This window comes from Janthinobacterium sp. BHSEK (assembly GCF_056174685.1).
This window is the reverse complement of the sequence record NZ_JBWBYV010000027.1, coordinates 1-12,883: the sequence shown is the minus strand read 5'-3', so window position 1 is coordinate 12,883 and position 12,883 is coordinate 1. Positions and strand designations below refer to the sequence as shown.

The 12,883-nt window shown below is 65.7% G+C and carries 12 protein-coding genes and 2 pseudogenes; 9 read left to right on the top strand and 5 right to left on the bottom strand.

Annotated features, from left to right (window positions below):
- Nucleotides 1-48 precede the first annotated feature (48 nt).
- On the top strand, nucleotides 49-1,239 hold the full coding sequence (locus AC0V2Y_RS10520) for a low temperature requirement protein A (protein ID WP_475417631.1): 1,191 nt from the start codon (nucleotides 49-51) through the stop codon (nucleotides 1,237-1,239).
- 13 nt (nucleotides 1,240-1,252) lie between these two features.
- On the opposite strand, the gene AC0V2Y_RS10515 is transcribed toward AC0V2Y_RS10520, so the two are convergent.
- Nucleotides 1,253-1,783 (bottom strand): N-acetyltransferase family protein, encoded by a 531-nt coding sequence (locus AC0V2Y_RS10515; protein ID WP_475417632.1) that lies wholly within the window; start codon nucleotides 1,781-1,783, stop codon nucleotides 1,253-1,255.
- Nucleotides 1,784-1,874: 91 nt separating this feature from the next.
- On the opposite strand from AC0V2Y_RS10515, the gene AC0V2Y_RS10510 reads away from it, so the two are divergent.
- Nucleotides 1,875-2,447, top strand: a complete 573-nt coding sequence (locus tag AC0V2Y_RS10510) for a helix-turn-helix domain-containing protein (RefSeq protein ID WP_475417633.1) — start codon at nucleotides 1,875-1,877, stop codon at nucleotides 2,445-2,447.
- Here AC0V2Y_RS10510 and AC0V2Y_RS10505 read toward each other — a convergent pair.
- Nucleotides 2,444-3,319, bottom strand: coding sequence for a LysR family transcriptional regulator (locus AC0V2Y_RS10505; RefSeq protein ID WP_475417634.1), 876 nt, complete (start codon nucleotides 3,317-3,319; stop codon nucleotides 2,444-2,446). The two genes, AC0V2Y_RS10510 and AC0V2Y_RS10505, sit on opposite strands and share 4 nt — an antisense overlap.
- Before the next feature lie 84 nt (nucleotides 3,320-3,403).
- On the opposite strand from AC0V2Y_RS10505, the gene AC0V2Y_RS10500 reads away from it, so the two are divergent.
- The 3 genes from AC0V2Y_RS10500 (at nucleotide 3,404) to AC0V2Y_RS10490 (ending at nucleotide 6,911) form a co-directional block, all read left to right on the top strand.
- Nucleotides 3,404-4,900, top strand: a complete 1,497-nt coding sequence (locus AC0V2Y_RS10500; protein WP_475417635.1) for an MFS transporter — start codon at nucleotides 3,404-3,406, stop codon at nucleotides 4,898-4,900.
- Nucleotides 4,901-4,992: 92 nt separating this feature from the next.
- Nucleotides 4,993-6,561, top strand: a complete 1,569-nt coding sequence (locus AC0V2Y_RS10495; RefSeq protein ID WP_475417636.1) for an EAL domain-containing protein — start codon at nucleotides 4,993-4,995, stop codon at nucleotides 6,559-6,561.
- Nucleotides 6,558-6,911 carry a hypothetical protein gene (locus AC0V2Y_RS10490; RefSeq protein WP_475417637.1) on the top strand — a complete coding sequence of 118 codons (354 nt, stop codon included), beginning with the start codon at nucleotides 6,558-6,560 and terminating at the stop codon, nucleotides 6,909-6,911. Before AC0V2Y_RS10495 ends, AC0V2Y_RS10490 begins: the two co-directional genes overlap by 4 nt.
- Nucleotides 6,912-6,914: 3 nt before the next feature.
- On the opposite strand, the pseudogene AC0V2Y_RS10485 reads toward AC0V2Y_RS10490, so the two are convergent.
- Both AC0V2Y_RS10485 and AC0V2Y_RS10480 read right to left on the bottom strand, forming a co-directional pair.
- Nucleotides 6,915-8,152 (bottom strand): annotated as a pseudogene (locus AC0V2Y_RS10485) (serine hydrolase domain-containing protein).
- A gap of 249 nt (nucleotides 8,153-8,401) precedes the next feature.
- Nucleotides 8,402-9,301: a VirK/YbjX family protein gene (locus tag AC0V2Y_RS10480; RefSeq protein WP_475417638.1), complete on the bottom strand. Its 900-nt coding sequence runs from the start codon at nucleotides 9,299-9,301 to the stop codon at nucleotides 8,402-8,404.
- A 329-nt stretch (nucleotides 9,302-9,630) separates the two neighbouring features.
- Between AC0V2Y_RS10480 and AC0V2Y_RS10475 the strand changes: the two genes are divergently transcribed.
- The 3 genes and pseudogenes from AC0V2Y_RS10475 to AC0V2Y_RS10465 all read left to right on the top strand — a co-directional run bounded on the left by AC0V2Y_RS10475 (nucleotide 9,631) and on the right by AC0V2Y_RS10465 (nucleotide 10,507).
- A complete protein-coding gene (locus tag AC0V2Y_RS10475) occupies nucleotides 9,631-9,753 on the top strand; it encodes a hypothetical protein (RefSeq protein WP_475417639.1) in 123 nt (40 codons plus the stop codon).
- A 2-nt stretch (nucleotides 9,754-9,755) separates the two neighbouring features.
- Nucleotides 9,756-9,959 (top strand): annotated as a pseudogene (locus tag AC0V2Y_RS10470) (DUF1801 domain-containing protein); the annotation flags it as partial.
- Entirely contained in the window at nucleotides 9,956-10,507 is a 552-nt protein-coding gene (locus tag AC0V2Y_RS10465; RefSeq protein WP_475417640.1) for a hypothetical protein, read from the top strand. The pseudogene AC0V2Y_RS10470 and the gene AC0V2Y_RS10465, both read left to right, overlap by 4 nt.
- Before the next feature lie 70 nt (nucleotides 10,508-10,577).
- Here the strand turns inward: AC0V2Y_RS10465 and AC0V2Y_RS10460 are convergent, their stop codons facing one another.
- The gene (locus AC0V2Y_RS10460; RefSeq protein WP_475417641.1) at nucleotides 10,578-11,594 is read right to left on the bottom strand and encodes a DNA-binding protein; all 1,017 of its coding nucleotides are present in this window, start codon (nucleotides 11,592-11,594) and stop codon (nucleotides 10,578-10,580) included.
- 257 nt (nucleotides 11,595-11,851) lie between these two features.
- Between AC0V2Y_RS10460 and AC0V2Y_RS10455 the strand changes: the two genes are divergently transcribed.
- Entirely contained in the window at nucleotides 11,852-12,835 is a 984-nt protein-coding gene (locus AC0V2Y_RS10455; protein WP_475417642.1) for a site-specific integrase, read from the top strand.
- The last annotated feature ends 48 nt before the right edge of the window (nucleotides 12,836-12,883 follow it).

Sequence of the window (12,883 nt, the reverse complement as noted above, 5' to 3'; positions counted from 1 at the left end):
TTTGGCCGGCGCCGCGGGCGCCGCTCCCGTATTTATGCAAGGAAAAAAATGAATAATCGCATTTCCCTGCTGCGCCAGCGCGGCGCGCAGGACAGCGGCAAGGTGGGCATGATCGAGCTGTTCTTCGACCTCGTGTTCGTGTTTGCCGTGACACAGCTGTCGCATGGCTTGCTGGCGCACCTGAGCACCATGGGTTGGCTGCAGACGGGCTTGCTGCTGATGGCCGTCTGGTGGGTGTGGATTTTTACCTCGTGGATCACCAACTGGCTCGATCCCGAGCGCATTCCCGTGCGCATCAGCCTGTTTGCGCTGATGCTGGGCGGCCTGATCATGTCGGCCTCGATTCCCGAAGCGTTCGGCACACGGGGCCTCGGTTTCGCGCTCGCCTATGTGGCCATGCAGGTGGGCCGGCCCCTGTTCGCCTGGTGGGCCGTGCGCCATGAAGCGCTGGCGCGCCGCCGCAATTTCCAGCGCATCGCCCTGTGGGCCGTGCTGTCCGGCATCTTCTGGATCGCCGGCGGCATCGCGTCGCCCGAGCAGCGCATCTTCTGGTGGGCCGCGGCCCTGGCGATCGACCTGGCCGGGCCCTGGATGCTGTTCGGCATGCCGGGCCTGGGCCGCTCGACGACGGCCGACTGGGACGTCGACGGCAGCCACATGGCCGAACGCTGCGGCCTGTTCGTCATCATCGCCCTGGGCGAATCCCTGCTGGTGACGGGCGCCACGTTCGCGGGCCTGGAATGGACGGCCGGCAACTGGCTGGGATTCTTGTCGGCCCTGGTCGGCAGCATCGCCATGTGGTGGATCTATTTCGACACGGGCGCCGAGGCGGGCCACCACCGCATCGCCCACTCGAAGGACCCGGGCCGCATCGCGCGCAAGGCCTACACGTATATCCACGTGCTGATCGTGGGCGGCGTGATCGTTTCCGCCGTGGCCGATGAACTGGCCCTCGTGCATCCGGACGAAGCGAGCTTCGCCGGCATCAGCGCCTTGCTGGGCGGCCCGATCCTGTATCTGCTGGGCAATTCGCTATTCAAATGGGTCAGCAGCGACCGCGCCGCGCCGCCCCTGTCGCACCTGCTGGGCATCCTGATCATCCTGGCGCTGATCCCGATGGCGTATGGACGGCTGTATGCGCCCCTGACCCTGGCCTGCATCACCAGCTGCGTGCTGGTACTGGTGGCCGTGTGGGAACACATGGCGCTGCGCCGCCCGCCGCCGGAGATCGATCCCTGATGCCGGCGTGACCTTATCCGGCCGGCGCGATGCCGTCCGGATCGCTGCGCGCATCGAGCTGCAGCTGCAGGAACGCCAGGTCCAGCCAGGCGCCGAACTTGGTGCCCACCTGGCGCATCAAGCCCACTTCCTCGAAGCCCAGCTGCTTGTGCAGGGCGATCGAGCCGGCATTGCCCGCCTCGATGCCCGCCACCATCACGTGCTTGCCCAGGCCGCGCGCCCGTACAATCAATTCCCCCATCAAGGCCTTGCCGACGCCGGCGCCCCGGCGATCGGCGCGCACATACACGGAATGCTCGACCGTATGGCGGAAACCCTCGAACGGGCGCCAGTCGCCGAACGAGGCGTAGCCAGCTACCTTTTCCTCTGCATCGATGGCGACGAGCACGGGATAGCCGGCCCGCTCGCGGTCGGCCAGCCAGGCGGCGCGGTTGGCCGCGTCAACCGTCCGTTCATTCCAGATGGCCAGCGTATTGCTGACGGCATCGTTGTAGATGGCCGTGATGGCCTCGATATCGCCCGCGTGGGCATCGCGTATGCGCATGTTGCTCTCCTTGCTGGTCGTCTACTATAATGGACAAATCATAGAGCGGCGCCCACGCCTTGTCCAATAAAATCCGAATGGATGCCGATACATGTCCACTAAACCAGACGAATTGAACCAGCGCATCGGGGCCAGGGTACGCCTCGAGCGGGAAAGCCTGGGCTGGTCGCTGACGGAGCTGGCGGCCCGTTCGGGCGTGTCGCGCGCGATGGTGCACAAGGTGGAGCGGGGCGACTGCAGTCCCACGGCCACCTTGCTGGCGCGCCTGTCGGGCGCCTTCGGCCTGAGCATGTCCGAACTGATCGCCCGCGCGGAAATGCGCGAGGGACGCTTGCTGCGCAAGCTTGAGCAGCCCGTGTGGGTCGACCCGCAGAGCGGCTATGTGCGACGCCACGTGTCGCCGGCCTCCGACATGCCGCTCGACCTCGTGCACATTACCTTGCCGCCGGGCGCCGTGGTGGCCATGCCGGCCGCCGCCTATGTGGCGCGGCGCCAGCTGATCTGGGCGCTGTCCGGCAGCCTCGTCTTCATCGAAGGCGACACGCGCCACGTGATGGACGAGGGCGACTGCCTGGAACTGGGTCCGCCGGCCGACTGCGTATTCCGCAATGAAACGACCACCGCTTGCACCTATGCCGTGGCCGTCTTGAAGAACCGAGGCTAAGCCAGCGCTACAGCGCGCAGCTGGGCGATGAAGGCGCGCGCGGCGGGCGCCTGTTCGTGGCGGCGGAAGGTCACGGCGATTTCCGAGCTGATCTGTGGCCCTTGCAGCTCGCGGAACACCACGCCGGGCAGGTGCACGCTGGCCATCACGGAGTGGGGCACGATGGCGCAGCCCACGCCCAGCGACACTTCCGTCAGCACGGCCACCAGGCTGCCCGGGCGCGACACAACCTGCGCCGCAAAACCGCCGCGCCGGCTCACCTCCAATGTTCCCAGTTCCTGTTCCGGCACGATTAAGGCCTGCTGCGCCAGCGCGGCCGGTGCCGCTATTTGCTGCCGGGCGAGCGGGCTGTCCGCCTGCAAGGCCAGCACGAAGCGGTCGCGCAGCAACACCACGCTGTCCAGTCCGTCCGGCAAGTGCAGCGGCGGGCGCACGAAGGCCAGATCGACGCGGCCCTGGTCCAGCAAGCCGGGCAGGGCGTCCATCGCGTATTCGCGCGCAGCGATATGGATGCCGGGGTGGCTGGCGCGAAAGCGGGCGAACTGGCCCTGCAGCACGCCGGCATAGGCGGCCGAAGCCACGTAGCCGATTTCCAGCCGTCCCAGCTCGCCCCGTCCCGCCCGGCGCGCCACGTCCTGCGCCTGCGCCAGCTGCTCCAGCGCGCGCGCCGCTTCCAGCACGAACAATTCTCCGGCCGCCGTCAGGGACACGGCGCGCTTGCTGCGCTGGAACAGCCGCGTGCCCAGCAACTGTTCCGTTTCCTGCACCTGCTTGGTCAGCGCGGGCGGCGAGATGCCCAGTTCCGCCGCCGCCCGCGCGAAATGCAGGCTGTGCGCCACGGCCAGCACGCAGCGGAAATGCCGCAATTCCATGTCTTTTTCCGTATTCACCATGAGTGAATTATAAGGCGCTTGTCTTATAACAGGAAATAACACCAGCCTGCTTACAATCGAGGCATGAAGAATACCAACTGGACTTTATATACGTGCTCGGGCGTGTGCGCGCTGATCATGCTCGACACCAACGTCGTCGCCGTCTCGCTGCCGTCGATCGCCCGCTCGCTCAACGCCAGCTTCGTCGACGTGGAATGGGTGGTCAGCGCCTACATGCTGGCATTCGCCTCGTTTTTGCTGCCGGCCGGCAGCATCGCCGACCGCCTGGGACGGCGCAAGGTCATGCTGTTGGGCCTCTCCGTGTTCGCGCTGGCCTCCTTGCTGTGCGGCCTGGCGTGGACGCCGTTCGTGCTCAACGTGGCGCGCGCCGTCAAGGGCCTCGGTGCCGCGCTGCTGCTCACGTCCGCGCTGGCCGTCATCGGCCACACGTTTCACGCGGAAAAGGAGAGGGCGCGTGCCTGGTCCGTGTGGGGCGCGGCCATGGGCGTGGCCATGACGGTGGCGCCCCTGTTGGGCGGCCTCGTCACGAGCGCCATCAACTGGCGCTGGATTTTCTACCTGAACCTGCCTGTCGTCGCCATATTGATGTGGCTGGTGCGCAAGCATGTGGACGAATCGAAGGATGCGTCCAACGCCAGCTTCGACCCGGCGGGGGCGCTGCTGTTTTCCGCCGGCCTGTTCTGCATCATCTGGGGCTTGATCGACGCCAGCGTGGCCGGCTGGTCCAGCCGTGCCACCATGCTGCGCTTTGCGGCGGGCGCGGCGCTGCTGCTGGTCTTCGTGCTGGTGGAACGGCGCCAGCGCGCGCCCATGGTCGATTTGAGCCTGTTTGGCCAGCGCGTGTTCGTCGGCGCCGTGCTGGGCATGTTCGGCTACGCCATCGCCGCGCAAGTGATGATGACGTTCTTGCCGCTGTACCTGCAGAACGGTTTCGGCTTTTCCGCCGTCCTGGCCGGCTGCGCCATGCTGCCGTTCGCCGTCGCCATGGTGGTACTGTCCCGGCTGGCGCCGCGCGCCATGCGGCTGCTGGACGACCGCGGCATATTGGTGACGGGCTTGCTGATCGTCGCCGTGGGCAACGTCGCCACGGCCCTGGCCGCCGCCAGCCTGCAGTACGGCTGGGTGGCAGCCGGCATGGTCGTCACGGGCGCGGGCGCAGGATTACTCAACGGCACGACGCAGAAGGCCATCCTCGCCTGCATCCCCCGCGAACGCACGGGCATGGGTTCCGGCATCAGCACCACCACGCGCTTTGTCGGCATCGTGCTGGCCGTGGGCGCGCTGGGCGCCGTGCTGGCCATGCGCACGGCCGCCTCGTTTGAGAAGCTGGCGTGGCTGCACGGCTTGAAAGCCTCGCCCGAGATGATCGGGCGCATCGTCGCCGGCAACGCGGCCGAGGCCTTCGGCCAGCTGCCGCCCGCGCTGCAAGCCGTGGCGCAGGAAGCGGCCCGCCACGCCTTCATCGACGGCTTTGCCAGCGTGCTCTACCTGGCCGGCGGGCTGGCGGGCGTGGTGGCGGCGCTGGTGTTCGTGCTGGCCAGGCCGCTGAAAAAAGTGTAACTGTTCAGCAATATGCGCGTGCGCCGCCTCTGCTTGTAATATGATGCCATCGAGCAATACATAGCAATCATATAACTACCACAGGTATTCGCATGCGCAGAAAACGCATTATCGTGACCAGCGCGCTGGTGGCCGTCATCGGCGTGGCTGCCCCCCTTAGCCTGGCCTTCTACTTGTCGTCCGTGCGCGCCGAGCAGGGCGAGCAGGAACGCCTGCGCCTGCTGGCCGGCTATGCGCTCGAGCGCGCCCACCGTTCCATCGCCTCGGCCGGTGTCGCCCTGCGCAGCGCCGATGCGCTGGACCTGGCGCCGTGTTCGGAGGCGCATATCCAGCAGTTGCGCCGCATCACCATCACGACGCGCAGCATCGACGATATCGGCTACGTGGAAAACGGCTTGCTCAAATGCACGTCCACGGGCATCGAAGAAGCGCGCATCGCCGTCACGCCCGCCGATTTCACGCTGGCCAACGGCATGGGCATCGATTTCAACCTGCGCCCCGTCGTCAGCGGCGGCAAGCGCATGGTGGGACTGTCCCACCGCGCCTACAAGGTGCTGATCGATCCCGTGCGCTTTTCCGACGTCATCGTCGACAGCGATATCCAGATGGCCGTGGCCATCGGCAAGGAAGGCGTGCTCGACACCTTGCACCATCCCGACCCCGCGCTGGTGCAAAGCTTGCTCGCCGGGCTGCCGGCGGCCGTCGACGCCGCGCCCGACGGCAGCATCCACGCGATGCTGTACCGCGATGGCTTGACGGCCGTCATGATCGAGCCGCGCAGCAAGCTGAACGACAGGCTGCGCCGCGAACAGCTGCTGCTCCTGCCGATGGGCCTGCTGATGGCCGCCTTCATCGTCGGCGTCGTCGTGTGGCTGTCGCGCCGGCGCCTGTCGCTGCGCGGCGAACTGGAAACGGCGGTCGAGCGGCGCGAATTCTTTGTCCATTATCAGCCGATCATCGCGCTCGACACGGGCGTGTGCGTGGGCGCCGAGGCGCTGATACGCTGGCGCCGTCCCGACGGCAGCATGATACGGCCCGACCTGTTCATCCCCGTGGCCGAGGAAAGCGACCTCATCCTGCCCATCACGGACCAGGTGATCGCCTGCGTCATCGCCGACATGCGCGCCGCGCTGCTGGCCGACCGCGAGCTGCACATCGCCATCAACCTGTGCGCCAGCGACATCGAGACGGGGCGGGTGCTCGACGTGCTCGAACGCGCCCTGGCCGGCACGGGCATCGAGGCGCAGCAGATCTGGCTGGAAGCGACGGAGCGGGGCTTCATCAACGTGGAAGCCGCCCGCGCCACCATCGAAAAAGCCAGGGCGCGGGGCCACGCCGTGGCCATCGACGACTTCGGCACCGGCTATTCCAGCCTGTCGAGCCTGCAAAACCTGCCGCTCGACGCCTTGAAAATCGACAAATCCTTCGTCGACACCATCGGCACGGACGCGGCCACCAGCAGCGTCACGCCGCACATCATCGACATGGCCCGCACCCTGAACATGCTGATCGTGGCCGAAGGCATCGAAACGCGGCAGCAAGCCGATTATTTATTGGAACGCAAGGTCGAATTCGGCCAGGGCTGGCTGTTTGCAAAAGCGCTGCCGGCCTTGGACTTCCTCGCCTTTTACGCAAGCCGCCGCCTGCCATCATCCACATGAAACAGCCACGCTTTCCCTATCCATTGCAGCCGCTGCGCGTCCCGGGCGGCTGGCACATCACCGTCAACACCCTGTTCGAGGTAGAGCCTGGCCCGGATACCATGCAATGGTTCAGCAGCGCGCTGCTGCTGTGGGGCAGCTGCCGCGACAGCGGTTACTGCTTCAATTCGCACTTCGAGCCGGAAGACGATCCCGCCGGCGAATTCGTGCTGGAAATGGGCAAGGTGGCATACGACCGCCACGGCAAGATCGTCCAGGGCAGCGACGCCTTCCTCGGTGAATTCCGCACGCGCAGCAAAGCGCAGTTCGTCGCCAGGGTCGAGCAATTCATGCTGGACCCGGCAGCCTAGGTTTTACTGCTTGCGCGGCAAGACCACGTCCTGCCCGCCTTGCGTGAGCACGGCGCCGGCGATCTTGCCCGCCGCATCGCGCGTAAACGCCAGGTCCGCCTCGATGGCGCGGAAGAAAAATGCGTCTTTCGCGCTGGCGAACAGGGCGGCCGAACCGACGCCCGTGCCGGCCGCTTCCAGGCCGTGCTTGCCCAGGCTCACCGTCAACGTGAAATCCTTGTCCAATGGATACTCACCCACGTATTCGGCCAATGTTGCGCGCGGCAGCTCGATGGCCGCTTGCGGTTTTTTCAGCGGCGGCAAGGGCGTGCCCGGCAGCAAGGCGGACACGCCCAGGGCGTCGATATCGCGCGCCGCGTTCGTCAAGACCACCACGCCCCGCTTGCCATCCGTCGTGAACGCCGCATAGCTGGTGTAGCCGCCCGTCTGCCCGCTGTGCCAGGCGTAGGCTTGGCCCTGCCGCTGCTCAAGCAACCAGGCCAGGCCGATTTTCGTGTCGTCGCCGGACGCCACCGGACGCTGCGGCTGGATCGCCAGCGCATACGGGCGCAGCGGCTTGAACATGTACGCTTGCAGGTAGGCGACCATGTCGCGCGCGCTCGAATACACGCCGCCGGCCGGCGCCACCACGTTCAAATCCCAGGCGGGAGTGGGCTCGCCCGACAGCAGGTGGCCGGGCGCCAGGCGCGCCAGCATGCCGTGCGTGGGCGTGTTCGAGGTCGAGCGCATGCCCAGCGGCACGGCGATGCGCTTTTGCAGCAGCGCTTCATAGCTGATGCCGCCCTGTGCCGCCAGGGCCGTGCCCAGCACGGCATAGCCGATGTTCGAGTAGTCAAATTTGGTGCCCGGCGCGCGGGCAACTGGTAGGCGGCGAGAAACTGCCGCTGTTGCGCTTCCGTGTAGTCCGCATACGGATTGGCGGGGTCTTTCGGCGCGAAGTTGTCGGGCAGGCGCGGCAGCGAGGAGTAATGCGTGGCCAGGTCGAGCAGGCTGATCTGCTTGCCGTCGAAGGCCGGCATGGTATAGCCGGGCAATACAGTCGCCACCGGCTCGTCGAGCGTCACCTTGCCTTCGACGACGGCGTCGGCCAGCAGCAAGGCCGTCATGGTCTTGGTGACGGAACCGATCTGGTAGACGGTGTCCGCGCCCGGCTTGGTATTCTTGCCGGCATGCACGCTGCCAAAACCGTAGATGGCGCTGGTCTTGCCGTCGATCACGGCGATGACGATGCTGGGGAGCATGCCCGTGCGCGTGAGTTCCTCGGCGCGCTGGCGCACGGCGTCGTCCAGGACGGGCGCGGCCAGGGCGGCGCCGCCGAGCAGGCAAAGGGGGAGAAGGGCGAAATTGGGTGTCATGGGAAACCTTGTCCAGGGTGGGCCATAGGCGCCAGCGCCTGGATAAGGCGGCTGGCATGTCAAGTAAAGGATACGGCGCCAACATGAAGGTTGCCTGAGTTTTATGTTTGCTGGTATGGCAACGCTTGCGCTTGCTCAATGTTCAGCCAGCAGGCCCGCCAGCTGCGCGCGCATGCCGGTGGCCATGCCGAGCAGCAATTCGCCGCGTCGGCGCGCATCGGCGCGTTTCTTTGATGCTACCCCGGCCAGATCCGGCACGCGGTAGGCCGCGCAGGGCAAGTGATAATTGCCGTCGCGCATGCGCAAGGCATGCAATTCCTGCCACGCCAGGTCGTAATCGGCGGCGATATGGCGGCGGCGCCGGGCATTCAGGGCGATGCGGTTGTCATTGCTGATCAAGAACAGGTTATTGCAAGCGAAAAAATCGCCGAAATCGCGCAAGGCCGTCACCATCAGGTTTTTCGGACGGCAACCGTGCAGCGCCCGCGTGGCGTCCTTGACGGCCAGCTTGCCGGCTTCCGAGCGCAAGCCTTGCAGCGCGCCCAGCTGCAAGGACACGCCATCGGCACGGGGCAGGAACAGAAAGCTGGCCAGGTAGATCGCTTGGCCGCCGCGCGTCAGGCGCAGGCACAGTTCGCCCTCGCGGTAGCTGTCGTGGATGGCCGTCAGCTGCAAACGGAATTGCGCCCCATCCTTGCCGTCGAACGCGGCCAGCACCACGGCTTCGCGCGCGGCCCGTTCGACCAGCGCGCGCGCACCCGCTTGCCACAGGAAGCGGTAATGTCCTTCCAGCAAGGCCAGGCGATCCGCGCAGCCCAGCTGCCGCGAGGCATAAGGGCGGTAGATCTTGAAGCGCAGGCAGGGATGCAGCTGCGCCAGCGAATTCAGGCCCGGCATGCTGCCGAGAAAAGCTTGCCAGCGCGTGCGCTGGCGGGGAAAGAAGAGGGCGCCCAGGGCCGCTTTCAGGCGGTGCCCGCTGGCGTGAGGTCGTGGCACGGCGGCGCCGTGGTGCAAGGTCAAAGCGATGTCATTCATGGTTCTGCGGGAAAATGGCAGGCGCTGCACATTGAGGGCCTTGCCAATTTGAATGCTACGCGCGCCAGGTGAATTTCATATTAAGACGCTATTCCCAAGGGAATGTAAAGGATGAGAACTAATCATTTGCCTTATAGCAAGATTGACGGTTATCCTGCCAGTACCTAGCCCCGATGACTGATACCGCCCCATGAAACTCCGCCATTTGCTTGCCATCCCGATGCTGCTCGCCGCGCAGTGCGCCCACGCGCGTCGTCAAGATGGCGGCGGGGGAGCGGCCGGTATCGACGGCCGACGGCTATCGGCTGATGTTGTTCCGCAGGAGCCGCTTGCCCCTCGTGAATCTGAAGATCGAGCGCAGCGCCGCAGGCCAGTTTGCCGCCGACCGCGAGACCATCGTGGCCTACATGCAGGAGATGTCGGCCAGCAGCAGGCCGCCGTGCGCGCGCTGATCAAATTGGCCGTGAAACTCACCTTCGCCAAGGGCGCCGCCTTGCCCGATCCGGCCGGCCTGTTCAATTCCAGCCTGGACGGCAACACGCGCCGGGCCATCGACATCCACGAAGGCGAGCATCTCGATGCCGCGGCGTTCAAGGCGCTGATACGCGCCGCCGTGGCTTTGAATACGACACCCAAACCGAAACGAACGACCACTTGAGACATTATCTGTATATCTGGCACGACCCGGCCGAGCGCATGCTGGTCGCTTCCGGCATCGAATTCAAGGATTTTCTCCCGGCCCTCGGCGAGTCCGGCGGCATCGTGCTGCGCAAGGGCCGCGCCGGCACAATCAAAAAGTCTGCCGCCTGGCAGACCTTGACGCGACAACAATTGGCGGCCTTGGCCCAGGAAGACCTGTACGCCTGCGGCAGCCATGCCTGGGCCGATTGGCAAGACACAGCACCCGCTTTGCATGACGCGGACGTGGCCGCGATGCTCGACCACCGTGGCGCGCTCACGCCGCCTGCCGCCTTGCGTGGCCGCTTTCTCGCCTTTGCCCACGACGACGGCTGGTACCTGAAACTGCTGTATGCGGCATGGGACGATGCGGCGGCCTTGCTTGCCGGCGTCATCCCGCCAGCGCTGGGCACGCTCGACATGGGCGCGCTGCAGCGGGGAGGCGACGGCTACTGGCTGCAGGACGGCGCGGTTCAGGTCGAGCTGAAAACCCACGATATCGACAGCGTGCTGAACCGCCGCCTATGAGCATAGGTTCGGACGCGGCTCCCGGCCCGTCCGGGACCATCATATAGATCCCACACCATGTAGACGGGGTTCAAACATCGCGTTTCCCCTTGTTGTGCAACGCCAGTCGCGCGGCCATGCCGGCATTGTCGCGCAGCAAGCCGTCGCGTTCCAGCGCCAGCGCTTCGGCGCGCTGCTGTGCCGCCTGGGTATTTTCCGTCAGCATGTCGAGCTGGCGGTCCTGTGCAGCCAGCGCCACCTTGGCGTCGTTCAGCGCCAGCAAGGCCGTATCGAGCTTGGCCAGCAGGGCGTCGGCCGAGGCGGCCGCCTGCAGGTATTGAAATTCAAACTGGTCGCGTTCGGGGCGCACGGTGGCCAGCGCCGCGCGGTCCGCGGCCGCCTCATCTGCCAGGCGCGCGTGTTCCGCCTGCATCTGTGACAGGCGCATCTCTTGCTGCACCAGGGTCGCCTGCTGTCCTTGCAGGCGCTGCTGCAGCTGCGCGTTGTCCTGCTCCAGACGGCTGATCCGTTGCTCCGCCTGGGCCCGCTCCTCGCTGCGCTGCGCGGCGGCCGCTTCCTGGTAATGGTCGAACTGCGAGCGCACCTGCGCCAGCTGGCGGTTCAGGGCCGCGATTTCCTCGCCGCGGTCGGCCAGGCGCTGCGTCAGGCCTGCGTTATCGCTGTGCAGGGTCGCCAGTGTGACGGCGCGGAAATGGTGTTCTTCCTTCAGTTGCGCCAGCGCATGCTGGGTGGCGCGTAATTCCTGGGTGAGGGCGGCGCGCGCCTCCGTCAGTTTCAAGCGTTCGCTTTCCGTCTTCTTGAGTTTTTCCAGCGCCGCGTCCAGTTCGGCGCGGTTCTGCTGCATGCCCGTTTCGAGCTGCTGCGCCACGTCGCGCTGCTGCTTCTCGTACACGCCGCGCATCGCTTCCATCAGTTCGGCCGGCAGGCCTGACTCCGTTTTCACGGCGCCCGCGCCCTGGAACTCTTCCTTCCAGCGCTTGAGCAGGGGTGCGATCGTGCTCTTGCTGCCCGTGCTGCCCAGCGCTTCGCGCACATTGTCGACCGTGGGATTGCGCCCATCGGCAGCGACGATTTGGGCTGCTTTCATAACATCAGAGTACAAAATACCGGTGCGGGCCATGAAATCACCTATGAGCGAAATTTAGTAACGTATTACATGATACGTAATATCGAATAATATTACGATATAAATTTTGATGGTTCTTGATAAATATAACTCACGATAAGATTGCTTATCGCGTGTTATGGGGGTGTCTGGCATGCTATTCTGTGACCCTCCCAGTACAAAACCCCGATTTCGCTGCCGCCATGCCCGATTTGCCCCTTCCGAAACGCCGTGTTGGCGTGTCAAAGAACACCGCAATCGCTGATGCGCCGTTACACGGCGCCTTGATCGATGCCGAGCTGGCCGCGCGCCACCAGGCGTTTCTCGCCGCCGCCACGTCCGACAACACGCGCCGCACCTACCGTTCCGCCATCCGCCACTTCCAGGCCTGGGGCGGGGGGCTGCCTGCCGACGAGTCGACCGTCATCCGCTATTTGATGGCGTATGCGGACAGCCTGAACGCGCGTACCCTGGCCCTGCGCCTGACGGCCCTGTCGCAATGGCATGTGTACCAGGGCTTTGTCGACCCCGCGTCCACGCCCACCGTGCGCAAGACCCTGGCCGGCATCGCCCGCCTGCACGGCAAGCCGAAAAGGAAGGCGAGGGCGCTGCCCCTGGAAGACCTGGAACTGATCGTCGCCAGGCTGGCCGCCCTGGGCACCAACAAGGCCTTGCGCGACAGCGCCTTGCTGCAGCTGGGCTTTTTTGGCGCTTTCCGCCGCAGCGAACTGGTGGGATTGAGGCTGGAAGACATCCGGTGGGAGCCGCAAGGCCTGGTGATCACCTTGCCCCGCTCGAAAACGGATCAACTGGGGGAAGGTATCGTCAAGGCGATCCCGTTCGGCGACGGCGTCTGCTGCCCGGCCACGGCCTTGCGCGCCTGGCTGGGCGTGGCGGGCATCGCCAGCGGCCCGCTCTTGCGCACCGTCAACCAGTGGGGCCATGTGGGCGGAAAGGGATTGCACGCGAGCAGCATCAACACGATACTGGAAGGCTGCGCCCGGCTGGCCGGGCTCGATTACGTGCCGGAACTATCGAGCCACAGCCTGCGCCGCGGCATGGCCACCAGTGCGCACCGCGCCGGCGCCGATTTCCAGGCCATCAAGCGCCAAGGCGGCTGGCGCCACGACGGCACCGTGCATGGCTATATAGAAGAAGCGGGGCGTTTCGAGGAAAATGCGGCGGGGAGTTTGTTGAAGGGGAAGAGGAAGCCGGCGGGATGAGGCGAGCGACAACACCTCGCGGCAGGCCTTCAGCGGATGGCATGAATA